The organism is Klebsiella sp. 1SOBk5mer, from assembly GCF_046603115.1.
Classification (GTDB): Bacteria; Pseudomonadota; Gammaproteobacteria; order Enterobacterales; family Enterobacteriaceae; genus Klebsiella; species Klebsiella quasipneumoniae.
Window position 1 is genome coordinate 116,481 of record NZ_JBKIUU010000001.1, and the last position, 23,486, is coordinate 139,966.

The window sequence follows — 23,486 nt, forward strand, 5'->3', positions numbered from 1 at the left end:
AATCATTTTGGCAGGAAGTAGTCTTTTAACATTACTCGATGATATCGCCACGCTGCTGGACGATATTTCCATGATGGGCAAGCTGGCGGCGAAAAAAACGGCCGGGGTGCTGGGCGACGATCTCTCCCTCAACGCCCAACAGGTGACCGGCGTGCGGGCAAATCGTGAGCTGCCTGTGGTCTGGGGCGTGGCGAAAGGGTCGTTCGTCAATAAAATCATCCTCGTGCCGCTGGCCCTGCTAATCAGCGCCTTCATTCCCTGGGCGATTACGCCGCTGCTGATGTTGGGCGGCGCGTTTCTCTGTTTTGAAGGGGTGGAAAAGGTGCTCCACAGCCTGGAAGCGCGTAAGCACAAAGAGGACCCAGCGCAACGGCAGCAGCGTCTTCAGGCGCTGGCGGATCGTGATCCGCTGGCCTTTGAGCGTGACAAAGTCAGAGGGGCGATCCGCACCGACTTTATTTTGTCCGCGGAAATTGTCGCCATCACCCTCGGCATTGTCGCGGAAGCGCCGCTGCTGAATCAGATCCTCATTCTGTCGGGGATCGCGATTCTGGTCACCGTCGGGGTCTATGGCCTGGTGGGGGTGATCGTCAAACTGGATGACATGGGCTACTGGCTGGCAGAGAAACGCAGTAACCTGGCGCAGTGGCTGGGCAAAGGGTTATTGACCGTGGCCCCCTGGCTGATGAAAGTGCTCTCTATCGTCGGGACGCTGGCCATGTTCCTCGTGGGCGGCGGGATTGTGGTTCACGGCATTGCGCCGCTACACCATGCCATTGAGCACTGGAGCGCGGGGCTGGGCGGCATGTTGGCCGCCTTGCTGCCGATGGTGGCTAATCTGGTGCTGGGTTTTATCATCGGCGCGGTGGTGCTGGCGGGCGTCAAGGCGGTCAGTCGCCTGCGTGGCGCGGTGAAGTAGTCAGGTGCGGCGCCGCATGACGGCGCCGCGTGGTCTACGCTAAAAGCGCCTCCGGTATCGACAGAGACCGGGCGTGCTGACGACGTCAGATTTGCGCAACGTACTGCGAGAGAAAGATGGAAAAGCCACTACGGTTGAAGTTGAAAAAACTCTACCACCTGACTCGCCCGGCGCATGTGGTTAACATTTGTTTTATCGTGGTGCTGTTTTTCTCCACGCTGCTGATCTGGCGCGAAATCAATGTCCTGGAAGAGGCCTACGTGGCGAACCAGCGCAATAATCTGGCTAACGTCGCGCATGAAATGGATGGCCTGCTGCAGTTCAACATCGACAGGATGATGTTTTTTCGCCACGGTATGCAGTCCGCGCTTGAACGCCCGCTCGACGTCGATGTGTTGCACGAAGCCAGCCAGCGTTATCTGAGCCAACGCCACCAAGAGACCTGGCGGGTGGCGCTCCCCAACCGCCGGACGCTGCCGGTGTTTGGCGTCTCGGAGGGCGTCGTCAGGGATCACCCGCTGCTCTTGCCGGACGATCCGCTGGTGGTCAATGAACTGATGGCGACGCTGGAGCTGGGTTATCTGTTAAACCTGACGCAGCATGATCGCGATTTTGCCGAGCGGATGCAATATATCTCCCGCAGCGGTTTTTTCACCTCGACCCTGCCGCTGCGCGATGAATCGCAGGTGAAGACCTACTATTCGCGCGCCATCAGCGCCCTCTGGTTTACCCGGCAGACCCAGCGGAACAATCCGCACCGCGGCGTTATCTGGCAAACCTTTCCTGACGATGACCCGCAGCTGGAAGAGCAGGTGATCACCGCCTCGATACCGCTGGATTTTGCCGGTTACTGGCGCGGCGTGCTGGCGATGGATTTCTCAGTCAGCGAAATAAAAGCATTTTTAATCAGCGCGATGCAGGGCGGGCAGGAGGGGGAATACCAGCTTTACGACAGCCATCTTAGCCTGCTGGCCTCTTCTGCGCCGGGGAATGTCCTGACGCTGCTGTCGCCGCGCGAACAGGAACTGCTCAGCCGCGCGTTTGCCCATGATAATCAGGGCGGCCTGCGTCTGCTGACGCGCTATATCAGCTGGGCCAAACTGCGCAATTTTGACGGCGTGCTGCTGCGGATCCATACCCTGCGGGAAGGCGTACGCGGCAACTTTGGCACCATCACCATCGCCCTGACCCTGATGTGGATCCTCTTCACCTTAATGCTGCTGCTCTCCTGGCTGGTGATCCGCCGTATGGTCCGCAATATGAGCGTCCTCCAGACCTCCCTGGAGTGGCAGGCCTGGCACGATGCCTTAACCCGCCTGCTCAATCGCGGGGCGCTGTTTGAGAAGGCGATGGCGGTAGCCAGCGACTGCCAGCGCAGCGGACGACCGCTGGCGGTCATCCAGCTCGATTTGGATCACTTTAAGGGCATTAACGATCGCTATGGCCATCAGGCGGGTGACAGAGTGCTGTCGATGGTGGCCAGTACGCTTGCCGGCACCGTCCGGGACGGTGATTTGCTGGGCCGCGTGGGCGGAGAGGAGTTTTGTGTCGTGCTGCCGAATACCACGCTGCAGGAAGCGGCGGCGGTAGCGGAGCGGCTACGCCTGCGTATTCATGGCCGGGAGGTCTTTTTGCATAACAACGTGACGCTGCGGGTCAGCGCGTCGTTAGGGGTGAGCGGCAGCGAAGAGCGAGGGGAGTATCACTTTGAAGCTCTGCAGTCGGTCGCCGATGGTCGACTGTATCTGGCCAAGCAAAATGGCCGCAACCAGGTCTGGTATCGCAGCGAAGCGTGAGCAAAACGTTTCGCCCTAATCAGGCAAAATGAGATTTTTCTTAAAGTGTTCGACGGGGATCGCGCTATCGAATGAAACCGGTTTGCGGCTAAGCCTTATCGCATCAGCCCTGCAGCCCTTTCTGCTGCGAAGCGCCAACTTTCTCAATATTTTGCGCCATGAATATCGCTTGTCATGCAAAATAATTGAGGATAATGTTTCAACGCATCGGATTTCCCGGTGTAACGAATTTTCAAGTGCTTCTTGCATTAGCAAGTTTGATCCCGACTCCTGCGAGTCGGGATTTTTTTCGCCCATCGCTAGCGGTTGGCTTCGCTGGCGCTGAAATCATGAATATCGAGTTCAAATGCCTCCGCCAGTTCACGCCAGGTATGCGCCCCGCGGCCATCGATACTGGCGCGCTGTGGGTCATCGAGGATGCGATGGACTTCGCTTTCGCTGATCTCATTAATCGCCGCCAGCAGAGCATCAACGTTGACATCAACGTCGTTCCCGGTCTGGTCTGTCAATCGGTTCTTCATCATTACCCCCCTCGCTGAGCGTCGCTCAAGCCTCTTTAAGTATAGTCGGTCTAAAAAAACGCCAGTCACTGCCCGCGACGCTGCGAGCGGCGTGGTTTTGTTCTACACTGGCTGGAAATAGAGAGGAGATGGATTATGCAGGTGAACGATCGTGTCACGGTGAAGACCGACGGTGGCCCACGTCGATCGGGCGTAGTGCTGGCAATTGAGTCGTTTAGTGAAGGGACGATGTATCTGGTTTCGCTGGAAGACTATCCCCTGGGGATCTGGTTTTTCAATGAAATAGGGCACCCGGATGGGATCTTCGTGGAAAAAGAAATCTCGTAAAACCGAACTGGCGGGACCACCGCCAGTTTGTTTCAGCGTAGATTCACCTGAATACCGCTGGTAATGTTTTCGGTCAGCCGAACGATGTGGTAAATCACCTGCTTATTATGCGTCTGTATTTTCTTTTTAATATTGCCTTTATGCGATGATACCGTTTTCGCTTTGATGTTCATTTGCGTTGAAATTTGCGAAGTACCATGCCCGGCCATCCACATTTGCAGCATATTTGATTCTGTTTTGCTCAGCGACAACGTCGGTAAATTTAACTGCCCCAGACTCGTGTTCTTGTATTTAAGATAATTAACCAGAATGACATCAAGGTCTTTTGGAGTGATCGATTTTGAGCTGATTAGCAGGTTCTTACGCACCCGTAGATAGCGGTCAAAATGGATGTTCGACAGCGACATAAAAATCACAAACAACGTCGCCGGGTTTTGCGTGATGATCTGGCGAATAATGCCATTACTTTCATCATCATGCACAAAGCAATCTTCATTCAGAAACACCACCGCCGGGCAACATGACGCACAGTGCCTGTGCAGATCCTCAGCGCAGTTGACCTCAACGATTTCCTGTTTTTTAATTCCCCGACTGGTCAGATATCCCGTTAGCCCCAACCGGGTATAACTGCACAAATCCATAATCATCGTTGACATGACCCATCCTCAATCAACACGTAACGATATACACTTCACACTGGCTATGCGAAGCAGTCCTTGCGGGCGGTGATAATAGTAGGTTTAAGAAAGAACCCATTAGTTCCATTAAACTATTCCGCATCTCTGTATATAATTTGCCAGGAAAACTCTTAAAGTAAAGTCAAGAACCGGTAGTGTGAGCGAATTAAAAACAAAAAGTGCCCACGGATGCTATGGTTAGGCCCCAAACATTCTTTTACTTTCAGAATTTCCTTATTTCAAATGAAGGCTGCGATGCCTGGCCGTGTTTTGCCCGGCTTCTCCGCCTGCGGCGGGGGTGGAAGGCTTAACGCTTTAATGCCACAATACTTTTTTATCAGCTTGTGGGATGAATGATGAAACAGTTAGTTTTTGCTGGCATGGTGCTGGCGCTGGCCGGATGCGTGCAGGTTGATCGTTACGAAGAGGTTGTTAAAGCGCCAGCGCCGGCAGGCCTGGAAGGCTACTGGCAGACGAAAGGGCCGCAGAGCGAGATGATGAGTCCGGACGCCATCGCCAGCCTGATCGTCACCAAAGAAGGGGACACCTTCGACTGCCGCCAGTGGCAGCGTGTGATCGCCCAGCCGGGGAAACTGATGAACCGCGATAGCGATATCTACAACGTGACCGCTTCCCTGGATATCTACCCGATCGAGCGCGAGGGCAATACCCTTTCCTACGATCGTATGACGTTGACCCGCGTTGAACGTCTCACCCCGGAGTGCGAGAAGGCGTGGGCTAAAGCGCGTGCGGCCGCTCCAGTCAGCGCGCCGACCACCGCGCGCTAAGGTTCCGGCGGGCCACTGCTGGCCCGTCCGGCGTCAGATGACTACAGCACCGCCTCCAGCACCCACACGCTGACGCTTCCCCCGTTACAGGTAAAGGTTGCGCAGCCTTCGTCGTCAGTTTCGACAATCTCTTCCCGGTTGCCCAGGAAATCCCGCCAGCGTTTGTTGCCATAGTTCTCGCCCAGCGTCAGGGTCTTTTCTCCCTCATCACCATTGGACATCACCACCACGCAGCCGGGATCCTCGTCGGTGCCGCTGCGGCTGAAGGCAATGCAGTTGGGGTGATCGAACCAGAGAGTCTGCACGCCGTGGGCAAAGCGCTGACGGGCGTCGATAAGTTCGTGTAGCTGCTCGATGACGGGCATTTCTATGGCGTAGGTTTGTCCGTCGCCGCCGGTATCTTCATAGGAAGCGCCGAAGAGATCGGCATAGAAGACCGAGGGCACGCCATTTTCACGCAACAGGATCAGCGCATAGGCCAGCGGTTTAAACCATGGTTCAACCGGCGCTTCGAGCGCCTGCAGCGGCTGGGTATCATGGTTGGTGACCAGGGTGACGGCATGGAAGGGGTCGGCTTCCACCAGCGTCCCGCTGAAAATCTGGCTCATGTCGTAATCGCGCCCCTGGCGGGACGCTTCATGAAATTTCATCTGCAGCGGGGCATCGAACAGCATCGTCTTGCCCTCGACGAGGTCGATATACTGCTGGAGCTTTTCCACTTCATGGGACCAGTATTCCGCGACAATAAACAGCGGCTGCGGGGCCACCTCCTGAACATGTTCGATCCACGCTTTGTAAAACCAGGCGGGGATATGCTTCACGGCGTCAAGACGAAAACCGTCGCAGCCGGTCTGCTCCATCACCCAGCGCGCCCAGAATTTGATCTCTTCGGTGACGGCGTGATTACGAAAATCGATATTGGCGCCCATCAGGTAGTCGAAGTTGCCAAGCTCATCATCGACCTGCTCATTCCAGCCTTCGCCGGTGTAGTCGTTGACGATTTTAAATACACCGTCTTCCGTCGGATTCTCGATGTGGTCAATGCCGCTAAAACACTTGTAGTCCCAGACAAACTGCGAATACTGCCCGGCGCGCACCGGGAAGGTATAGCGAGTCCATGCCTCGCACTCTATGATCGTCTCGTCAATTTGCGTGCGATCCTGCTCATCGACGCGCTGCACGCGCAAGGCCTCTTTTTCATCGGCGCCCATTTTATGGTTCACCACCACGTCCAGCAGCACGGCGATGTCGTGCTCCTTCAGGGCGTTAACCGCCGCCAGCAACTGGGTTTTATCGCCATATTTGGTGGCGACAGAACCTTTTTGATCAAACTCGCCGAGGTCGAAGAGATCGTAGGTGTCATAGCCGACGGAATAACCGCCCGAGGCGCCTTTGTAGGCGGGTGGCAACCAGACCATATTGATGCCGATTTCGTTAAGACTGGGGGCCAGCGCTTCGACTTCACGCCACAGTTCGCCGCCGGCGGGGTAGTACCAGTGAAAACATTGCAACAAGGTGGGGTTTTTCATCTTCCATGCTCCAGACGTCAACAGGCTGACCTTTGCAGTATGGGAGATATCCCGCAAAACGGGTGAGGAAAGCCCTGAATTTCGCTATACCCTAAAGCGGATCATATATAATAAATTTGCATAAGATGTAGCGTAACGATGTTGGTGTCGGGCCGTTAAGCGCCTTACACTACAGGAAAATCCTAATCTTCGGGGTATCTATGAAATTAGCACTTCTGGGTCGTCAGGCGCTGATGGGCGCAATGGCCGTTGTTTTGATGGCTGGCGTTAGCGTGAAAACTTTTGCGGCGGAAAACCTGCTCAATCAGATTAAAGAGCGCGGCACGCTGCGCGTGGGCCTCGAAGGCACCTATCCTCCCTTTAGCTTCCAGGGCGATGACGGCAAGCTGACCGGCTTTGAAGTGGAGTTCGCCAACGAGCTGGCGAAACATCTTGGCGTGAAGGCCGACCTCAAACCGACCAAGTGGGACGGTATGCTGGCCTCGCTGGACTCCAAACGCATTGACGTGGTGATTAATCAGGTCACTATCTCCGATGAGCGTAAGAAAAAATACGATTTCTCTACCCCGTACACGATCTCCGGTGTGCAGGCGCTGGTGAAGAAAGGCAACGAAGGCGCGATTAAAACCGCGGCGGATCTGAAAGGCAAGAAAGTGGGCGTCGGGCTGGGCACTAACTATGAAGAGTGGCTGCGTCAGAACGTCCAGGGCGTGGATGTCCGCACCTATGACGACGACCCGACCAAATACCAGGATCTGCGCGTAGGCCGTATTGACGCCATTCTGGTTGACCGTCTGGCGGCGCTGGATCTGGTGAAGAAAACCAACAATACGCTGGCGGTCACCGGCGAAGCGTTCTCCCGTCAGGAAGCTGGCGTTGCGCTGCGTAAAGGCAACGATGACCTGCTGAAAGCGGTAGATGGCGCGATTGCGGATATGCAAAAAGATGGCAGCCTGAAGGCGCTGTCCGAGAAATGGTTTGGCGCTGACGTGACAAAATAACGGCCAGCGGTGAAAAAAGGCGCTCCTGGAAGCGCCTTTTTTTATTTAGCGCGTAACTGTGTGCATAATGAAGCATAACTGAGTCAGGAGGGGCCATGTCACTGCAAAATTTAACCCGCTTTCCGCGTCTGGAACTGATCGGCGCGCCGACGCCGCTGGAGTATCTGCCGCGTCTGTCCGATCACCTCGGGCGCGAAATTTTTATCAAACGTGATGACACGACGCCGCTGGCGATGGGGGGCAACAAACTGCGTAAGCTGGAGTTTCTCGCCGCCGATGCGCTGCGCGAAGGGGCGGATACGTTAATCACCGCCGGCGCGATCCAGTCTAACCATGTACGCCAGACGGCGGCGGTCGCCGCCAAACTGGGCCTGCACTGTGTAGCGCTGCTGGAAAATCCCATCGGCACCCGGGCGGAGAACTATCTGAGCAATGGCAACCGCCTGCTGCTGGATCTGTTTAATACCCAGATTGAGATGTGCGATGCCCTGACCGATCCCGCAGCCCAGCTCGACGAGCTGGCGACCCGTATCGAAGCGCAGGGGTACCGCCCGTATGTCATTCCGGTCGGCGGCTCTAACGCCCTTGGGGCGCTAGGCTATGTAGAAAGCGCGCTGGAAATCGCCCAGCAGTGCGAAGACGCAGTGGAGATTTCGTCGGTGGTGGTCGCCTCCGGGAGCGCCGGCACCCATGCCGGACTGGCGGTCGGCCTTGAACAGCTGATGCCGCAGGCGGAACTGATCGGGGTGACGGTGTCGCGCGCTGTTGCCGACCAGTTGCCGAAAGTGGTGGCGCTGCAGCAGGCCGTGGCCAACAGCCTTGAGCTGCAGGCGAAAGCCGACATCATCCTGTGGGATGATTACTTTGCACCGGGCTACGGGACGCCAAACGAGGAAGGGATGGCCGCCGTGAAGCTGCTGGCGCAACTGGAAGGTATTTTGCTTGACCCGGTCTATACCGGCAAAGCGATGGCCGGACTTATCGATGGCATTACGCAGAAGCGCTTTAAGGATGAAGGGCCGATTTTGTTCGTCCATACCGGCGGAGCGCCGGCGCTGTTTGCCTATCATCCTCACGTCTAATATAGAAACCACAGCATGCAAGAAAGTATCCAACTGGTCATCGATTCCGCGCCTTTTCTGCTGAAAGGCGCCGTCTTTACGCTGCAGCTGAGCATTGGCGGGATGTTTTTCGGCCTGGTGCTGGGCTTTATCCTGGCGCTGATGCGCATGTCGCCCCTCTGGCCGGTAAAATGGCTGGCGCGCATGTATATCTCCATTTTTCGCGGGACACCGCTTATCGCCCAGCTGTTCATGATCTACTACGGTTTGCCGCAGTTTGGCATTGAACTTGACCCGATCCCGGCGGCGATGATCGGCCTGTCGCTGAACACGGCGGCCTACGCGGCGGAAACCCTGCGCGCGGCCATCGCCTCGATTGACAAAGGGCAATGGGAAGCGGCGGCCAGTATCGGTATGACCCCGTGGCAGACAATGCGTCGGGCTATTTTACCCCAGGCGGCGCGGGTCGCTTTGCCGCCGCTCTCTAACAGTTTTATCAGCCTGGTAAAAGATACCTCGCTGGCGGCGACGATCCAGGTGCCGGAGCTGTTCCGTCAGGCGCAGCTTATCACCTCGCGTACGCTGGAGGTCTTCACCATGTATCTGGCAGCCTCTCTGATCTACTGGGTGATGGCGACGGTACTCTCCTCGCTGCAGAACTATTTTGAAAACCAGCTGAACCGCCAGGAGCGTGATCCGAAATGAGTGCGATTGAAGTAAAAAGCCTGGTGAAAAAATTCCATGGCCAGACGGTGCTCCACGGTATCGACCTGGAGGTGCAGGAAGGCGAAGTGGTGGCGATCATCGGTCCCAGCGGCTCGGGGAAGACTACCCTGCTGCGCAGCATTAATCTGCTGGAGCAACCGGAGAGTGGCACTATCCGCGTCGGCGATGTGACGATCGACGCCGGTCGCAGCCTCGGGCCGCAAAAAGGGCTTATTCGGCGGCTGCGCCAGCACGTGGGTTTTGTCTTCCAGAACTTTAACCTGTTTCCCCACCGGACGGTACTGGAGAACATTATTGAAGGGCCGGTCATCGTAAAAGGCGAAGACAAGCAGGAGTCGATGGCGCGGGCGCGCGATCTGCTGGCGAAGGTAGGCCTCAGCGGCAAAGAGAACAGCTATCCGCGCCGCCTCTCCGGCGGTCAGCAGCAGCGGGTCGCCATTGCTCGCGCGCTGGCCATGCGTCCGGACGTGATCCTGTTTGATGAACCGACCTCGGCCCTTGATCCTGAGCTGGTAGGGGAGGTGCTCAATACCATCCGCCAGCTGGCGCAGGAGAAACGCACCATGGTTATCGTGACCCATGAAATGAGCTTCGCTCGCGACGTTGCCGATCGGGCGATTTTTATGGATCAGGGACGTATCGTTGAACAAGGCGAGGCCAAAGCGCTGTTCGCCTCGCCTCAGCAGCCGCGTACCCGCCAGTTCCTCGAAAAATTCCTGATGCAGTAGAGCAGGCGCTGGCGCGGCGGCGCTCCTTCGCGAGGGCAGCCGCGTTCAGCCCGCTTCCACGCCGGGGGAACGCCCCATCATCACATTTTCGTGCTATTGACTCCCCTGGCCGTATACACCGCTTCCCATCCCCCCGTGTAGGGTGTAGAAAATGAAGGGAGGGCCTTAGTTTCAGCGCAGCGAGCGGAAAAAAGGCAAGCCTTCAGGCTAATAAATGCGACAGCTACGATATTTTATACATATAAATAAGATTTATGTGTTAGTTTTCTGTATTTATAATAATGATTATCAATCAGGAGTTATTTGCACAGCTATGAGGGACAATGATTTTTTCAGCTGGCGGCGGGATATGCTGCATCAATTTCAGTCCATGGCCGCCGGTGAGGAGGTTTATAATCTCCTGCAACGAGAAACAGAAACGCTGGAATATGATTACTACACGCTTTGTGTGCGTCACCCGGTGCCTTTCACTCGCCCCCGCGTCACGTTTCAGTCGACCTATCCCCGCGCATGGATGTCTCATTACCAGGCAGAGAATTATTTCACGATAGATCCCGTGTTACGCCCGGAGAATTTTATGCGTGGCCATCTGCCATGGGAAGATGGGCTGTTTCGCGATGCCCAGGCATTATGGGACGGGGCGCGCGACCATGGTTTGCAAAAAGGGGTGACACAGTGTCTGACGTTGCCGAATCATGCTCAGGGTTTTCTCTCCGTCTCCGCGAACAACCGTTTGCCGAACGCTTATCCTGATGATGAACTGGAGCTGCGCCTGCGAACGCTGACGGAGTTGAGCCTGTTGACGCTCTTGCGTCTGGAAGATGAGATGGTGATGCCGCCAGAGATGAAGTTCAGCCGGCGCGAACTGGAGATCCTCAAATGGACCGCGGAAGGAAAGACCTCGGCGGAGGTGGCGATGATTCTCTCGATTTCGGAAAATACGGTTAATTTCCATCAGAAGAATATGCAACGGAAATTTAACGCGCCGAATAAAACGCAAATTGCCTGTTACGCCGTGGCGACAGGGCTAATCTGAATGCGCCTGCCGTTCTGCGTGCCAGACGTGATACCGGCTGTCAGTCATACTTTCAGCCGGTACAAGATTACTGCCGGTATGCTTGTTTAATTTGCTTAACGGTGCTGGAGAATACGGCGGCCTGAGCCTCATCTTCCATCTGCGCGATCTGCTTTTCCATTTTAATAATCACGCGACCCGCGTCTGCCTGACCCATCGCCTGCAGCATTAGCGTCATCAGCGCTTTCAGGCAGGTGACTTCCTGCGCCAGTTCTTGATTATTTTCTGCAGTGGAAAAATCTGGTGTGCTCATCGATATCCTCGTTTGCTCGCTGCGCTATTGCGCCTGTCTGAATGTGAAGGCCGCGCAGTATACCACAAGCGACAGAAAAAAAAGGAGTGCTTAATTTCTGTTCTCTCATCTGAGTTGTGAATGATTTTATGCATCAGATAAGACGTAATAGCTGTCAGCAGCGCAATAATTTCCCCCAATTATTTAGCACGTTAATAATTGTTACATATTTTGCCTCGTATTTATGCGCTACGTAATCTGTTGTGTTTTTTGTGCCTTCTGTATGAGGATTGTTAAAAAATAAGCCCCGGGCAACTGATTGTTCGCAATGACTTTCCACTCAGTGTGCACAGACATTGCCATAAATGAGAGCCAAATCGAGGGGAGGGCATTTTTTTGCCTTTTAAATTAGCAATAAAACCCGGTAATATGTGGGAGATAAAGTATCAGTAGCGTTATCCCTCATTCTGGAGATTATTCCTTTGATCAACGTTCTTCTTGTTGATGACCACGAACTGGTGCGCGCAGGGATACGACGCATTCTGGAAGATATAAAAGGGATTAAAGTCGCTGGCGAAGCCTGCTGCGGTGAAGACGCCGTCAAGTGGTGCCGGGCTAATTCCGCTGATGTCGTCCTGATGGACATGAACATGCCCGGGATCGGTGGTCTGGAAGCGACGCGCAAAATCGCGCGCTCGGTAGCGGGCACGAAAGTGATCATGTTGACCGTGCATACCGAGAATCCTTTACCTGCCAAGGTCATGCAGGCAGGGGCGGCAGGGTATCTCAGTAAGGGCGCTGCGCCACAGGAAGTGGTGAATGCGATTCGCTGCGTCGCGTCCGGGCAACGTTACATTGCCTCCGATATTGCTCAGCAAATGGCGTTAAGTCAGATTGAACCGGAAAAAACAGAATCGCCGTTTGCCAGTTTGTCTGAACGCGAATTGCAGATTATGCTGATGATCACCAAAGGTCAGAAGGTGAATGAGATCTCAGAGCAGCTGAATCTGAGTCCTAAAACGGTTAACAGCTATCGCTATCGGATGTTCAGCAAATTGAACATTCATGGCGATGTCGAGCTGACCCACCTGGCAATTCGCCATGGCCTGTGTAATGCGGAGTCGTTAGCAAGCCAGTGAGTGATGTTTTTGACGCAAAAGCTTTCCTGAAAACGGTAACCAGCCAGCCCGGTGTGTATCGGATGTATGATGCTGGCGGAACCGTCATCTATGTTGGCAAAGCCAAAGATTTGAAAAAGCGGCTCAGCAGCTACTTCCGCAGCAACCTCGCGTCGCGTAAAACGGAAGCGCTGGTGGCGCTGATCGCGCAAATCGACGTGACCGTCACCCATACCGAGACGGAAGCGCTGCTGCTTGAACACAACTATATCAAGCTGTACCAGCCGCGGTACAACGTGCTGTTGCGCGACGATAAGTCGTATCCTTTTATCTTCCTCAGCGGCGATACCCATCCGCGTCTGGCGATGCATCGTGGCGCCAAACATGCGAAGGGCGAGTATTTTGGTCCTTTTCCCAACGGCTATGCCGTGCGCGAGACCCTGGCGCTGCTGCAGAAAATCTTTCCCATCCGTCAGTGTGAAAACAGCGTCTACCGCAATCGCTCCCGTCCCTGTCTACAGTATCAGATTGGCCGCTGCCTGGGGCCGTGCGTGGCGGGGCTGGTCAGTGAAGACGAGTATGCTCAGCAGGTGGAGTATGTGCGGCTGTTTCTCGCCGGCAAAGATGATCAGGTGCTGACTCAGCTCATCGCGAGGATGGAGAAGGCGAGTCAGAACCTCGAGTTCGAAGAGGCGGCGCGCATTCGCGACCAGATTCAGGCCGTCCGCCGCGTGACGGAGAAACAGTTTGTCTCTAACACCGGCGACGATCTTGACGTGATCGGGGTTGCCTTCGATGCCGGAATGGCCTGCGTCCATGTGCTGTTTATCCGCCAGGGGAAAGTGCTGGGCAGCCGCAGCTACTTCCCGAAAGTGCCGGGCGGCACCGAGCTGGGCGAGGTCGTGGAGACCTTTGTCGGCCAGTTCTACCTGCAGGGCAGCCAGATGCGCACGCTGCCGGGAGAGATTTTGCTCGACTTCAACCTCGGGGATAAGACGCTGCTGGCCGAGTCGTTGTCGGAGCTGGCGGGGCGCCGAATTCATGTGCAGACTAAACCGCGCGGCGACCGGGCGCGTTACCTTAAGCTGGCGCGCACCAATGCCGCCACGGCGTTAACCACGAAATTGTCTCAGCAATCGACCATTCATCAGCGTCTGCAGGCGCTTGCCACCGTGCTGGAGCTGCCGGCCGTGAAGCGGATGGAGTGCTTTGATATCAGCCACACCATGGGCGAACAGACCGTCGCCTCCTGCGTGGTATTTGACAGTAATGGCCCCCTGCGCGCGGAGTACCGGCGCTACAATATCGCCGGCATCACCCCGGGCGATGACTATGCGGCGATGAATCAGGTCCTGCGCCGTCGCTATGGTAAAGCGATTGATGACAACAAGATTCCGGATGTGATCCTGATAGACGGCGGCAAGGGGCAGCTGGCGCAGGCGAAAGCGGTGTTTGCCGAGCTGGACGTCCCCTGGGATAAACATCATCCGCTGCTGCTGGGCGTGGCGAAAGGTAGCGATCGTAAAGCCGGCCTGGAAACGTTATTCTTTGAACCAGAGGGCGAGGGGTTTAGCCTGCCGCCGGATTCGCCGGCCCTGCACGTGATCCAGCATATCCGCGATGAATCGCACGATCATGCGATCTCCGGACATCGCAAAAAACGGGCGAAAGTGAAGAGCACCAGCTCGCTTGAGACTATCGAGGGGGTGGGGCCGAAGCGTCGCCAGATGCTGCTGAAGTACATGGGGGGGCTGCAGGGGCTGCAGCAGGCCAGCGTCGAAGAAATTGCCAAAGTACCGGGCATCTCTCACGCTCTGGCAGAAAAGATCTTCTACTCGTTGAAACATTAGGGGCTCTGTAGCAACATAGGGCTAATTTTTACTTACAACAGATAGTTACCCGTCACTATGCAATTTAATATCCCTACGTTGCTTACTCTGTTCCGCGTCATCCTGATCCCGTTCTTTGTGCTGGCGTTTTATCTGCCCTTTAGCTGGGCGCCGTTTGCCTGCGCGCTGATTTTCTTTGTTGCCGCCGTGACTGACTGGTTTGATGGATTCCTCGCCCGTCGCTGGAACCAGAGTACCCGGTTCGGCGCCTTCCTCGATCCGGTGGCCGATAAAGTCATGGTGGCTATCGCCATGGTGCTGGTCGCTGAGCACTATCACACCTGGTGGGTCACGCTGCCGGCGGCGACGATGATTGCCCGTGAAATTATTATCTCCGCGCTGCGCGAGTGGATGGCGGAGCTGGGAAAACGCAGCAGCGTGGCGGTCTCGTGGATTGGCAAAGTGAAAACCACCGCACAGATGACTGCCCTGGTGTGGATGCTGTGGCGTCCTTATCCGTGGGTGGAATGGGCCGGGATCGCGCTTTTCCTCGTGGCGGCGGTGCTGACGCTGTGGTCGATGCTGCAATATTTGAACGCGGCGCGCGGCGATTTGCTTGATCAGTGATCGTTTCGCCGTTATTTTCAGCAAACGATGCAAAGTTGCGAAAAATACCGTTGACTCACCGCGAGAGATAAGTAGAATGCAACGCATCGAACGGCGGCACAGTCTTCCAGACGATAACAAAATCAAGTGATTAGCAAATAACTTGATGATGCGGGAATAGCTCAGTTGGTAGAGCACGACCTTGCCAAGGTCGGGGTCGCGAGTTCGAGTCTCGTTTCCCGCTCCAGATTAACAGCATCGGCAGTAGCGGGTGCTTCAGAATTAAAGGCGCGTTAGCAAAGCGGTTATGTAGCGGATTGCAAATCCGTCTAGTCCGGTTCGACTCCGGAACGCGCCTCCACTTTATATCCCGAGCCCGGATGGTGGAATCGGTAGACACAAGGGATTTAAAATCCCTCGGCGTTCGCGCTGTGTGGGTTCAAGTCCCACTCCGGGTACCATTGGGAAATATAGAATAATCAAAGCAATAAGCAGTGTCGTGAAACCACCTACGGGTGGTTTTTTTGTTTTTAAACCCCGCCTTATCACGACATGTCATCCTGTTTTTCTTCTCCACCTTGTCCTGCACCCGAAACATTGTTACTGGCTAAGCCTGCGCCTGATGATACGGGATGCCGTTCTGACTCCGGGCAAGGAGAGGCCTGAAGTCATGGTCTGTGATCGGCACAGACCTCTGGCGTAGAGGCTTACCGTAGTGAAGCCGGTCCGGGTCGCGGCGGATAATAGGCTTAGCGGGTGGGGGATTATATGATCGGAACGATCTCGCTCCCCCAGGCCAGCAGGGGGAGGCAAGCGGGTACACAGCGAACCGGCGTTGAAACCGTCTCTACAGTTCGAGGTTGAAAGAAAGTACTTTCGATATAAATACCATCTCATCCGTAAGCGAGGGGAATTTGCCGGTAAATCTTTCTTCAGACTCAGGGGTAAAACGATATAGCGAATAATTCTCCCCGGACGCGATGCGCTCCAGCTGAAGGTGAGAGGGTTTCCGCAGTGAAAAAGCTAACAGATAAAAGTTCGTCGTGTGCTGAGCAAGTTCAGCGACTAATGCCGGGAGCGCCTTGGCAAGGTCGATCTCTTCTCTGCAGCAAATGACAAAAAGCTTGCCATCCGCGCTTTTTAATATGTTCCTGAATCTCTTTACTGCGCGGAGGTAATACGCATAATCGGCTGAGGTGGTGGGATCGCGATGGGTGAAGATATCATTCAGGTTATATTTTTGTTTATATTTTTTGTGGTGGGCGCCGGGTTCTTTGGACTGGCGATTTAATGAGCTATATTCGTTTTTGTCTAAAAAAGTCTGAAAATCGTCCCTCAGGCAATCGATGACCATCGCCGGGCAGGAAAAAATCCAGTCAAAAGGCAGAGAGATTTTTTTTCAGATTAAATTTTTTCAGTGTCCACGACGTTAAACAATGGCTTCCTAATGACACAATGTGCTTCACAGCCCATTGTCCTTGAGTTTCAGTCCCTGATACAGGATGTGGCGGGATACATACATTCTCGAATGCCATTCTGGATGGTGTTAATCCCTTGAACTCGTCACTGTTCATCAGCGATGCGTTAAGAAGTTGTGCTGATTCTGCAAGCGACTTGTCAGAAATTGCATGGTAATAATTTTTAAGACCGTCAGGATCTGCGGGGCGACCCAGTAATGTTTTATACGTAGACTTTATTAACAATATTTTTAGATATTTCTTCTGGATGTCATCTGCCATTTTTTATCCGCTTGAAGCCATAGTGTTGCTTTATTTAATTGCTGCTTAAATATATAGGCATATATATTGTGTGGAATTAGGACAAGTTGATTTAAGATTGGCAATCCAGCAAAAAATAGCGACTGCAGGGCACGGTGTCGTTGAATATCCTCGGCAGAATCTGGTGGCTATCGATGCCTGGGCTGACGGCGGCAATCTCGCGAATGGGATCACCACGTAGTGGGGAACAACCCATTGTCACCGGCAATCGCTCATTTGTCCCAGGACAACACGATCTCTCCCTGCTACTATTTTCCGGACACTTACCCAGTCTGCCGGAGGCATTATGTTCACAGGGCTTTGCGCATTTCCGCTGACGCCGCTGCATCAGCAAACTATCGATGAAAAAGCGTTTATTCGTCTTCTTGCTCGTCTTACCGGTGCCGGAGTCGACTCCCTGGGCATCTTAGGCTCAACCGGCAGCTACGCCTATCTCAGTCGTGAACAGCGCAAGCGGGTGGTGCAGGTGGCGAAGGCGCATGCCGGGTCGACCCCGATAATGGTCGGCGTCGGCGCCATCGCCACCAGCGAGGTGCTCCGGCTGGTGGAGGATGCCCAGCAGGCCGGGGCGGATGCATTGCTCCTGCCGATGATGTCCTATCAGCCGCTCTTTGCGGAGGAGATCTACGCTTTTTACGAGGAGGTCTGCCGGCATGCCTCGGTGCCGGTTTGCCTGTATGACAACCCCCGTACCACCCACGTGACGTTATCGGATGAGCTGCAGGGGCAGATTGCTGCCTTACCGTCCATCGCCTCGATAAAAATTCCCGGTCTGCCCGCGCCGCAGGCGAGCGAACGGGTGGCGGCGCTGCGTCGTCATCTGCCTGGCGGCGTGACGCTTGGCGTTAGCGGTGACGTTCGTGCGACAGCGGGCTTGCAGGCCGGCTGCGAGGTCTGGTACTCGGTCTGCGGCGGCCTCTTTCCACGTATCTCTCTGGCGCTGGTGAAAGCCATCCGTCACGGCGATGCGGCACAGGTGGCGGCGCTGAATAAGCAACTTGCGCCCCTCTGGCGGTGCTTTGACCGCTACGGCGGCAGCCTGCGGGTGGTCGCCGCCGCTGCGGCCATTCTGGGATTGTGTGATCCTGACTCGCTTCCCCGTCCCTTGCTGCCGTTAGGGGAGGAGGCCTGTCGCGACGTGGCGGCGGCGCTGCACGGGCTGGCCTGATTGTGTCGGGTCGACGCAGGCGCAATGGGCACTGCCGGGTGGCTTTCTGCCGGCATTTCGGCTACTGTAGGCCCGATTTTTACCATGCGAGCCTGTGAATGAATACCGGACCCTTAAACGAAAACGAACTGGAATGGCTGGACGAGACGCTGGCGAAATACGCCACCGAAGGCGCTATTCTGGATGTCTCTGAACTTGATGGCCTGCTGACGGCGATCCTCTCGGCGCCCACCGCTATCGAACCCGCCCAGTGGCTGCTGGCTATCTGGGGGGGGGCTGATAATGTGCCACGCTGGGCCAACGACCGCGAGCGCGATCGCTTTGTCAATCTGACGCTGCAGCATATGAGCGATATCGCCGAACGGCTGGAGTCTTATCCCGATCAGTTCGAACCGCTGTTCGGCACCCGTGAAGCGGAAGGTCAGGAGCTGACCATCGTTGAAGAGTGGTGTTTTGGCTATCTGCGCGGTGTGGCGCTGAGCGACTGGTCGACGCTGCCTGCTGAACTTCAGCCTGAGCTGGAGGCGATTGCGCTCCACGGTAGCGAAGAACAGTTTTCCGCGCTGGATAATCTGACGGCGGATGAATTTATCGCCAGCATCGAGCGCATCACCCCGGCGGCGCTGGCGCTTTACCAGTACTGGATGGCGAATCCGCAGCCGGAGGTGGTCCCGCAGCCGGTAAGAAATGAGACGAAAGTCGGACGTAACGATCCCTGTCCGTGCGGCAGCGGTAAAAAGTATAAGCAGTGTTGCTTAGCGAAATGAAAAAGGGGCCAGCTGGCCCCTTTTTTTATCCCACCGCCGGTAACAGCCCGGCGACGATGCAGAACTGGATCGCTACGATGCCGATCCCGCACAGCAGGACCAGCCACAGCGCCGGGGCGCCGCCGGCCACCCGCCAGGCCGCCTGCGGATGCAGTCGGCGGCTCTTCATGACCAGCATGGCCGGTAACATCAGGGCCAGCACGGCCAACGCCACCCCGGCGTAGCCCAGGGCCATGACGAAGCCGCGGGGATAGAACAGGGCGAACGCCAGCGGCGGCAGAAAGGTGATCATCCCGCTCTGCAGACGCCCGCTGACGCTGTTTTTGCGCTGAAACATATCGGCCAGATAATCAAACAGCCCGAGCGAGACGCCGAGGAAGGAGGTCGCCAGCGCAAGGTCGGCAAACAGGTGTACGGCCAGCTCCACGTGCGGTGACGCTACCACTTCGCGGATCGCCTCCAGCAGACCGTTCAGACCGGCATGTTGCGACAGCAGGGCGGTAAAGGCCGGAGCGTCGATACTGCCCAGCGTCGCCAGCTGCCAGAAAATATAGGCCACCAGCGGAATAAAACTGCCGATAATAAACACCCGGCGCAGCTTACGGATATCGCCCCCCAGATAGCTGACGACGCTCGGCACGCTGCCGTGAAAGCCAAAAGAGGTAAAGATCACCGGAATGGCTGACAGCGCCAGGCCTTGCTCAACTGGCAGCGTGAGCAGGTTCACCTGATGAATGTGCGGCATCAGCAGAGCCAGCATAATCACCAGGAAGACGATTTTGGCGCTAAACAGGAAGCGATTGAACAGGTCGACCAGCGCGGTGCCAATGCACACCACCGCCCCGCCGAGCAGGGTGAAGATCAGTACGCCGGCAGCCGGCGGCAGCTGCCAGTCCAGCCACTGGTTGAGGCTGGAAGCGAGTAATTCGCCGGCGCCACTGATGTAGGCCGCCGTGAGGGCGTACAGCAGAAACAGCATGCAGAACCCGGTGATCCATTGTCCATAACGGCCCAGATAGCGCGCCGCCAGGGAACCGAGCCCCATATCGGCAGGGACATGCTGGTAGACTTCCAGCAGCAAAAGGGCGGTATAGCACATCAATGCCCACAGGGTGAAAAGTAAACCCAGCGTGACGGTAAAGCCGACGCCTGCGGCGGCCAATGGCATCGCCAACATACCTGCACCGATTGTGGTGCCGGCTACGATTAAAATACTGCCCAGAGTGCGGTTCTTCACGCTTTTCGCTATCCCTACAGCAAATCACAATAATTTATGCCGCGCAGAGTAGGGGATATTGCGTCTTTCGTCAAATCAGGGTTACAAGATCTGTAATTAAAACTTTACAAGGTCGAAAGGATGAAAGCCTGCGCTGGCGCAAGGCGCGGGCCGTCGGTCTGGCCTAAGCTGGCGTTTTTTCCGGAGGGGTTATGTCTTCTATTCATGGTCATGAAGTGCTGCAGATGATGCTGGCGTCGAAGGAGTGCTGGACGGTGGCTTCGCTGGAGGCGGCCATTCACCGTCGCTTTGGCGCAGAGGCGCGCTTTCACACCTGTTCGGCGGAAAACCTGAGCGCTGCGGAGCTGGTGGCGTTTTTAGAGCAGAAAGGCAAATTTATTGCCAGAGAGGCAGGATTTACCACCGCAGAAAACAAGATTTGTAAGCATTGAAAATGCCGCGACGGAGAAGCGTCGCGGCGCGGGCAATTAATTCTGCGTATCGAGGGTGGCCAGCTCTTTGTCGATAAAGTACAGACCTTCACCGCTTTTCCCGGCGAGGGTCAGTTTATCAATTACCGATTTAAATAATTTCTCTTCTTCATGCTGTTCGGCGACATACCACTGCAGGAAATTAAAGGTCGGGTAATCCTGACTGGTCATAGCCGCGTGCGCCAGTTCATTAATTTTTTGCGTGATCAGCTGCTCGTGCTCATAGGTCTGGCGGAACAGTTCATCCAGTGACGCATACTCGGCAAACGGGGAGGCGATAGCGTTGATGCGCGGCAGGCTGCCGGTGTCGGTCAGGTAGTCGAACAGGCGCTGCATATGGGTCATCTCTTCCTGGGCATGGCGACGCAGGAAGGCCGCAGCCCCTTCAAAACTATGGTAACTGCACCAGGCGCTCATCTGCTGATAAAGAAGAGAAGAATAGAGTTCAAGATTCATCTGTTCATTCAGTTTGTCGATCATTTCCGTTTTCAGCATCGTCGCGCTCCTGGAATTAAAATATAGATGTTATCGGCTGCCACTATAATTTGTTATTTAATTATTTGCAAAAAGTAAATTTAAAAAGATTTTATTTAAAATGCTAATGGGAATAACACGCATTGGCAGTTTAATAATAAATGAGAATGGTTTTAATTTATTATTAGTTTTTTGCGGAGGCGAAATGACTGCCTCTGCGGATTGCGAGGTTGGGAGCGCCAGGCGGAGTCATCCTGATGAGGGGGCGACACCCTAACCTGAGCGGCAGAGGCGGCGAAAGTGTGAAGCGCTGCGTAATTTTTAAAACAACTTTTCATAAAATTTGAAAGTTTGTTTTCCAGGTAGTAGAGTGCAGTCAACGCCAATGACATTCTGCGGGCAGGCCCGCACAGCATTCAGGAGAGTAAACCATGAAGATTGCACTGATGATGGAGAACAGCCAGGCGAACAAAAACGCCATCATCCTCAAGGAACTTAACGCGGTTGCCGACGAAAAAGGATTTCCGGTCTATAACGTCGGTATGAGCGATGAGAACGATCATCATCTGACCTATATTCACCTCGGGATCATGGCCAGCATCCTGCTGAATTCGAAGGCGGTCGACTTCGTGGTCACCGGATGCGGTACCGGTCAGGGAGCGCTGATGTCGCTGAACATCCATCCTGGCGTGGTCTGCGGCTACTGTATCGACCCGGCGGATGCGTTCCTGTTTGCCCAGATCAACAATGGTAACGCGCTGTCGCTGCCGTTTGCCAAAGGTTTCGGCTGGGGCGCCGAGCTGAACGTGCGGTTTATCTTCGAAAAAGCCTTTACCGGTCGTAACGGCGAAGGCTATCCGCCGGAGCGCAAAGAACCGCAGGTGCGTAATGCCGGGATCCTCAACCAGGTCAAAGCGGCAGTAGTCAAAGAAAATTATCTCGATACCCTGCGCGCCATCGATCCGGAACTGGTGAAAACCGCGGTCTCTGGCCCTCGCTTCCAGCAGTGCTTCTTCGAAAACTGCCAGGATAAAGCGATCGAAGCGTTTGTCCGCCAGATCGTCGGGTAATCGTTATCAGGGCCAGCGCCGCTGGCCCTTCCAACCTCTACGATTTCTTCGCCGACACGCTGCTGCCTGCCGTTTTGGCCAGATGCAGGCTGTCGATCATCCCCACCAGACAAATCACCGCGATAAACACAAACGCCAGGCGAAAGCTGATCCCCGGTACGGCGGAAAGGTGCAGCCAGTCGCCGACCTGTTCACCCAGGCGGATGCCGATTGCCCCAAGCGTGATCCCCAGCCCCACCGCCAGCTGCGACGCGGTACTGAACAGAGTATTGGCATCGCTCATCTGCGCGGCGGGGACATCGGCAAAGGCCAGCGTGCTCACGCCCGTGAACTGGACTGAGCGAAACACCCCGCCGAGATAAAGGATCAGCATGATCGCCCAGACCGGAGTTTGCGGCGTGAGCAGCGCGCAGGCCAGCAGCGAACAGACGTTCAGCGCGCCGTTGATCAACAGCAGGCGACGAAAGCCCAGCCAGCGGATCAGCGGCGTGGTGGCGGGTTTAATCGTTAAATTGCCGACAAATACCGCCAGCACCAGCAGACCGGAGTGAAAGGGATCCATGCCGAACCCCACCTGAAACAGCAGTGGCAGGAGAAAGGGGACCGCGCTGATGGAGGCCCGGAACAGCGAGCCGCCGTACATCGTCACGCGGAACGTCGGCACCTGCAACGCCGTCAGACGAACCATAGGCGCTGTCGCCCGGCGGAAGTGGCGGATAGCATACGCCAGACAGCCGAAGCCAAGCGCGGCGAGGGCCAGCGTCGGCCAGATCTGCGGCTGACGATCGCCGAGCCGTTCCATCGCCGTGACCAGGCTGACCATCGCCACCGCGGTCGTGATAAACCCTGTCATATCAAAGGCGCGCCGCTCTGCTTCGCGGATAACAGGAATGATGCGCAGCGACAGGATAATCGCCGCGACGCCCAGCGGGACATTGATAAAGAAGATCCAGTGCCAGCTGGCGTAGCGGGTAATAAAACCTCCCAAAGGCGGGCCGATAATAGGGGCCACCAGTGCCGGCCAGGTGAGGGTGGCGATGGCCTTTATCAGCAGGTGTTTCGGCGTGGTGCGCAGTACCGCCAGACGACCGACGGGGACCATCAGCGCGCCGCCGATCCCCTGCAGGATACGCATGGCGACAAAGGTATGCACCTCGCTGGAGAGGCCGCAAAAGATCGAAGCAAGGGTAAAAATGGCCAGGGCGAGGGTGAAGATAGTCCGGGCGCCGAAGCGATCGGCGATCCAGCCGCTGGCGGGGATCAGCACCGCGAGGGTAATCAGATAGGCGCTGATGCCGATATTCAGCTCGACGGCGGTAACGCCAAAATCTCTCGCCATGTCGGGCAGGGCGGAAGCGATCACCGTCCCGTCGAGAAACTCCATAAAAAAGGCGCCAGCCACCAGCAGCGCCGGGGCTGAAAAAGCACGTTCGTTCCCGGAAGAGATCGCGGTATTCATGTTGTCGCTGCCATCAAGGGGATCCTCGGCAAAGCGGCAGCAAAGGTGCCGCCAGCCACTCGGGTGGCGAAAAAAACCTGCCACGGCAGGTTTTATTATCGTTAACGATTTAGGGTACTATTACGCTCCT

25 protein-coding genes, 3 tRNA genes and 1 pseudogene are annotated in these 23,486 nt (G+C 55.6%); 19 read left to right on the plus strand and 10 right to left on the minus strand.

Annotated elements, in window-relative coordinates:
* The first annotated feature begins 7 nt into the window (after positions 1–7).
* Positions 8–919: a DUF808 domain-containing protein gene (locus ACLH1U_RS00545; protein WP_101861968.1), complete on the plus strand. Its 912-nt coding sequence runs from the start codon at positions 8–10 to the stop codon at positions 917–919.
* 116 nt (positions 920–1,035) lie between these two features.
* A complete protein-coding gene (dgcQ, locus tag ACLH1U_RS00550; protein ID WP_080901793.1) occupies positions 1,036–2,715 on the plus strand; it encodes a cellulose biosynthesis regulator diguanylate cyclase DgcQ in 1,680 nt (559 codons plus the stop codon).
* A 299-nt stretch (positions 2,716–3,014) separates the two neighbouring features.
* On the opposite strand, the gene yodD is transcribed toward dgcQ, so the two are convergent.
* A complete protein-coding gene (gene yodD, locus ACLH1U_RS00555) occupies positions 3,015–3,236 on the minus strand; it encodes a YodD family peroxide/acid resistance protein (protein WP_004203478.1) in 222 nt (73 codons plus the stop codon).
* A gap of 135 nt (positions 3,237–3,371) precedes the next feature.
* On the opposite strand from yodD, the gene dsrB reads away from it, so the two are divergent.
* A complete protein-coding gene (gene dsrB, locus ACLH1U_RS00560) occupies positions 3,372–3,563 on the plus strand; it encodes a protein DsrB (protein ID WP_004203477.1) in 192 nt (63 codons plus the stop codon).
* 32 nt (positions 3,564–3,595) lie between these two features.
* Here dsrB and rcsA read toward each other — a convergent pair whose 3' ends face one another.
* Positions 3,596–4,219 (minus strand): transcriptional regulator RcsA, encoded by a 624-nt coding sequence (gene rcsA, locus ACLH1U_RS00565; protein ID WP_411298988.1) that lies wholly within the window; start codon positions 4,217–4,219, stop codon positions 3,596–3,598.
* A 374-nt stretch (positions 4,220–4,593) separates the two neighbouring features.
* Between rcsA and yedD the strand changes: the two genes are divergently transcribed.
* Complete coding sequence (gene yedD / locus ACLH1U_RS00570; protein WP_072413406.1) at positions 4,594–5,028, plus strand: lipoprotein YedD; 435 nt, start codon at positions 4,594–4,596, stop codon at positions 5,026–5,028.
* A 41-nt stretch (positions 5,029–5,069) separates the two neighbouring features.
* Here yedD and amyA read toward each other — a convergent pair whose 3' ends face one another.
* Positions 5,070–6,557 (minus strand): alpha-amylase, encoded by a 1,488-nt coding sequence (amyA, locus tag ACLH1U_RS00575; protein ID WP_065806268.1) that lies wholly within the window; start codon positions 6,555–6,557, stop codon positions 5,070–5,072.
* A gap of 200 nt (positions 6,558–6,757) precedes the next feature.
* On the opposite strand from amyA, the gene tcyJ reads away from it, so the two are divergent.
* The 5 genes from tcyJ (at position 6,758) to sdiA (ending at position 11,109) form a co-directional block, all read left to right on the plus strand.
* Positions 6,758–7,558 carry a cystine ABC transporter substrate-binding protein gene (gene tcyJ, locus ACLH1U_RS00580; protein ID WP_004203468.1) on the plus strand — a complete coding sequence of 267 codons (801 nt, stop codon included), beginning with the start codon at positions 6,758–6,760 and terminating at the stop codon, positions 7,556–7,558.
* 95 nt (positions 7,559–7,653) lie between these two features.
* Positions 7,654–8,640, plus strand: a complete 987-nt coding sequence (dcyD, locus tag ACLH1U_RS00585) for a D-cysteine desulfhydrase (RefSeq protein WP_044524005.1) — start codon at positions 7,654–7,656, stop codon at positions 8,638–8,640.
* A 15-nt stretch (positions 8,641–8,655) separates the two neighbouring features.
* Positions 8,656–9,324, plus strand: a complete 669-nt coding sequence (gene tcyL / locus ACLH1U_RS00590; protein WP_008804215.1) for a cystine ABC transporter permease — start codon at positions 8,656–8,658, stop codon at positions 9,322–9,324.
* Positions 9,321–10,073 (plus strand): L-cystine ABC transporter ATP-binding protein TcyN, encoded by a 753-nt coding sequence (gene tcyN, locus ACLH1U_RS00595; RefSeq protein WP_004203465.1) that lies wholly within the window; start codon positions 9,321–9,323, stop codon positions 10,071–10,073. The genes tcyL and tcyN overlap by 4 nt, the downstream gene beginning before the upstream one ends.
* A gap of 313 nt (positions 10,074–10,386) precedes the next feature.
* Positions 10,387–11,109, plus strand: coding sequence for a transcriptional regulator SdiA (sdiA, locus tag ACLH1U_RS00600; protein WP_044524003.1), 723 nt, complete (start codon positions 10,387–10,389; stop codon positions 11,107–11,109).
* A 67-nt stretch (positions 11,110–11,176) separates the two neighbouring features.
* Here the strand turns inward: sdiA and ACLH1U_RS00605 are convergent, their stop codons facing one another.
* Positions 11,177–11,401 carry a DUF2594 family protein gene (locus tag ACLH1U_RS00605; RefSeq protein ID WP_032453405.1) on the minus strand — a complete coding sequence of 75 codons (225 nt, stop codon included), beginning with the start codon at positions 11,399–11,401 and terminating at the stop codon, positions 11,177–11,179.
* Positions 11,402–11,862: 461 nt separating this feature from the next.
* Between ACLH1U_RS00605 and uvrY the strand changes: the two genes are divergently transcribed.
* The 6 genes from uvrY (at position 11,863) to ACLH1U_RS00635 (ending at position 15,394) form a co-directional block, all read left to right on the plus strand.
* Positions 11,863–12,519, plus strand: a complete 657-nt coding sequence (gene uvrY / locus ACLH1U_RS00610) for a UvrY/SirA/GacA family response regulator transcription factor (RefSeq protein ID WP_002911539.1) — start codon at positions 11,863–11,865, stop codon at positions 12,517–12,519.
* On the plus strand, positions 12,516–14,348 hold the full coding sequence (gene uvrC, locus ACLH1U_RS00615) for an excinuclease ABC subunit UvrC (RefSeq protein ID WP_023290278.1): 1,833 nt from the start codon (positions 12,516–12,518) through the stop codon (positions 14,346–14,348). The genes uvrY and uvrC overlap by 4 nt, the downstream gene beginning before the upstream one ends.
* Before the next feature lie 57 nt (positions 14,349–14,405).
* Complete coding sequence (gene pgsA / locus ACLH1U_RS00620) at positions 14,406–14,954, plus strand: CDP-diacylglycerol--glycerol-3-phosphate 3-phosphatidyltransferase (protein ID WP_004141115.1); 549 nt, start codon at positions 14,406–14,408, stop codon at positions 14,952–14,954.
* Between the two features lie 150 nt (positions 14,955–15,104).
* Positions 15,105–15,180: transfer RNA gene (locus tag ACLH1U_RS00625), tRNA-Gly, on the plus strand.
* 40 nt (positions 15,181–15,220) lie between these two features.
* Positions 15,221–15,294 (plus strand) — tRNA-Cys (locus ACLH1U_RS00630).
* 13 nt (positions 15,295–15,307) lie between these two features.
* Positions 15,308–15,394 (plus strand) — tRNA-Leu (locus ACLH1U_RS00635).
* 386 nt (positions 15,395–15,780) lie between these two features.
* On the opposite strand, the gene ACLH1U_RS00640 is transcribed toward ACLH1U_RS00635, so the two are convergent.
* The gene (locus tag ACLH1U_RS00640; RefSeq protein ID WP_244442399.1) at positions 15,781–16,287 is read right to left on the minus strand and encodes a DUF1796 family putative cysteine peptidase; all 507 of its coding nucleotides are present in this window, start codon (positions 16,285–16,287) and stop codon (positions 15,781–15,783) included.
* 22 nt (positions 16,288–16,309) lie between these two features.
* On the minus strand, positions 16,310–16,672 hold the full coding sequence (locus tag ACLH1U_RS00645) for a papain-like cysteine peptidase (protein WP_255890048.1): 363 nt from the start codon (positions 16,670–16,672) through the stop codon (positions 16,310–16,312).
* Between the two features lie 325 nt (positions 16,673–16,997).
* Between ACLH1U_RS00645 and ACLH1U_RS00650 the strand changes: the two genes are divergently transcribed.
* Positions 16,998–17,879 carry a dihydrodipicolinate synthase family protein gene (locus tag ACLH1U_RS00650; RefSeq protein WP_411298989.1) on the plus strand — a complete coding sequence of 294 codons (882 nt, stop codon included), beginning with the start codon at positions 16,998–17,000 and terminating at the stop codon, positions 17,877–17,879.
* Between the two features lie 98 nt (positions 17,880–17,977).
* On the plus strand, positions 17,978–18,646 hold the full coding sequence (locus ACLH1U_RS00655; RefSeq protein ID WP_004203454.1) for a YecA family protein: 669 nt from the start codon (positions 17,978–17,980) through the stop codon (positions 18,644–18,646).
* A 25-nt stretch (positions 18,647–18,671) separates the two neighbouring features.
* Here the strand turns inward: ACLH1U_RS00655 and tyrP are convergent, their stop codons facing one another.
* Positions 18,672–19,883: a tyrosine transporter TyrP gene (tyrP, locus tag ACLH1U_RS00660; RefSeq protein ID WP_072420744.1), complete on the minus strand. Its 1,212-nt coding sequence runs from the start codon at positions 19,881–19,883 to the stop codon at positions 18,672–18,674.
* A gap of 191 nt (positions 19,884–20,074) precedes the next feature.
* Between tyrP and ACLH1U_RS00665 the strand changes: the two genes are divergently transcribed.
* Positions 20,075–20,314 (plus strand): YecH family metal-binding protein, encoded by a 240-nt coding sequence (locus ACLH1U_RS00665; protein WP_411298990.1) that lies wholly within the window; start codon positions 20,075–20,077, stop codon positions 20,312–20,314.
* Positions 20,315–20,350: 36 nt separating this feature from the next.
* Here ACLH1U_RS00665 and ftnA read toward each other — a convergent pair whose 3' ends face one another.
* Both ftnA and ACLH1U_RS00675 read right to left on the minus strand, forming a co-directional pair.
* Positions 20,351–20,848, minus strand: a complete 498-nt coding sequence (ftnA, locus tag ACLH1U_RS00670; RefSeq protein ID WP_004203451.1) for a non-heme ferritin — start codon at positions 20,846–20,848, stop codon at positions 20,351–20,353.
* Positions 20,849–20,905: 57 nt separating this feature from the next.
* Positions 20,906–21,016, minus strand: a pseudogene (locus ACLH1U_RS00675) (hypothetical protein); the annotation flags it as partial.
* Positions 21,017–21,258: 242 nt separating this feature from the next.
* Between ACLH1U_RS00675 and ACLH1U_RS00680 the strand changes: the two are divergent.
* Positions 21,259–21,897 (plus strand): RpiB/LacA/LacB family sugar-phosphate isomerase, encoded by a 639-nt coding sequence (locus ACLH1U_RS00680; RefSeq protein ID WP_023290273.1) that lies wholly within the window; start codon positions 21,259–21,261, stop codon positions 21,895–21,897.
* Positions 21,898–21,934: 37 nt separating this feature from the next.
* Here ACLH1U_RS00680 and ACLH1U_RS00685 read toward each other — a convergent pair whose 3' ends face one another.
* Complete coding sequence (locus tag ACLH1U_RS00685; RefSeq protein WP_411298991.1) at positions 21,935–23,356, minus strand: MFS transporter; 1,422 nt, start codon at positions 23,354–23,356, stop codon at positions 21,935–21,937.
* Positions 23,357–23,486 lie beyond the last annotated feature (130 nt).

What these genes read in the sequence shown, in the direction of transcription:
- ACLH1U_RS00645 (WP_255890048.1), bottom strand. Translation starts at nt 16,672, where the DNA reads ATGGCAGATGACATCCAGAAGAAATATCTAAAAATATTGTTAATAAAG.
- dsrB (WP_004203477.1), top strand. Translation starts at nt 3,372, where the DNA reads ATGCAGGTGAACGATCGTGTCACGGTGAAGACCGACGGTGGCCCACGT.
- ACLH1U_RS00650 (WP_411298989.1), top strand. Translation starts at nt 16,998, where the DNA reads ATGTTCACAGGGCTTTGCGCATTTCCGCTGACGCCGCTGCATCAGCAA.
- sdiA (WP_044524003.1), top strand. Translation starts at nt 10,387, where the DNA reads ATGAGGGACAATGATTTTTTCAGCTGGCGGCGGGATATGCTGCATCAA.
- tcyN (WP_004203465.1), top strand. Translation starts at nt 9,321, where the DNA reads ATGAGTGCGATTGAAGTAAAAAGCCTGGTGAAAAAATTCCATGGCCAG.
- ftnA (WP_004203451.1), bottom strand. Translation starts at nt 20,848, where the DNA reads ATGCTGAAAACGGAAATGATCGACAAACTGAATGAACAGATGAATCTT.
- tcyL (WP_008804215.1), top strand. Translation starts at nt 8,656, where the DNA reads ATGCAAGAAAGTATCCAACTGGTCATCGATTCCGCGCCTTTTCTGCTG.
- pgsA (WP_004141115.1), top strand. Translation starts at nt 14,406, where the DNA reads ATGCAATTTAATATCCCTACGTTGCTTACTCTGTTCCGCGTCATCCTG.
- tcyJ (WP_004203468.1), top strand. Translation starts at nt 6,758, where the DNA reads ATGAAATTAGCACTTCTGGGTCGTCAGGCGCTGATGGGCGCAATGGCC.
- ACLH1U_RS00665 (WP_411298990.1), top strand. Translation starts at nt 20,075, where the DNA reads ATGTCTTCTATTCATGGTCATGAAGTGCTGCAGATGATGCTGGCGTCG.
- ACLH1U_RS00685 (WP_411298991.1), bottom strand. Translation starts at nt 23,356, where the DNA reads ATGAATACCGCGATCTCTTCCGGGAACGAACGTGCTTTTTCAGCCCCG.
- amyA (WP_065806268.1), bottom strand. Translation starts at nt 6,557, where the DNA reads ATGAAAAACCCCACCTTGTTGCAATGTTTTCACTGGTACTACCCCGCC.
- ACLH1U_RS00655 (WP_004203454.1), top strand. Translation starts at nt 17,978, where the DNA reads ATGAATACCGGACCCTTAAACGAAAACGAACTGGAATGGCTGGACGAG.
- rcsA (WP_411298988.1), bottom strand. Translation starts at nt 4,219, where the DNA reads ATGTCAACGATGATTATGGATTTGTGCAGTTATACCCGGTTGGGGCTA.
- dcyD (WP_044524005.1), top strand. Translation starts at nt 7,654, where the DNA reads ATGTCACTGCAAAATTTAACCCGCTTTCCGCGTCTGGAACTGATCGGC.
- dgcQ (WP_080901793.1), top strand. Translation starts at nt 1,036, where the DNA reads ATGGAAAAGCCACTACGGTTGAAGTTGAAAAAACTCTACCACCTGACT.
- yodD (WP_004203478.1), bottom strand. Translation starts at nt 3,236, where the DNA reads ATGAAGAACCGATTGACAGACCAGACCGGGAACGACGTTGATGTCAAC.
- ACLH1U_RS00605 (WP_032453405.1), bottom strand. Translation starts at nt 11,401, where the DNA reads ATGAGCACACCAGATTTTTCCACTGCAGAAAATAATCAAGAACTGGCG.
- ACLH1U_RS00680 (WP_023290273.1), top strand. Translation starts at nt 21,259, where the DNA reads ATGAAGATTGCACTGATGATGGAGAACAGCCAGGCGAACAAAAACGCC.
- ACLH1U_RS00640 (WP_244442399.1), bottom strand. Translation starts at nt 16,287, where the DNA reads ATGGTCATCGATTGCCTGAGGGACGATTTTCAGACTTTTTTAGACAAA.
- yedD (WP_072413406.1), top strand. Translation starts at nt 4,594, where the DNA reads ATGATGAAACAGTTAGTTTTTGCTGGCATGGTGCTGGCGCTGGCCGGA.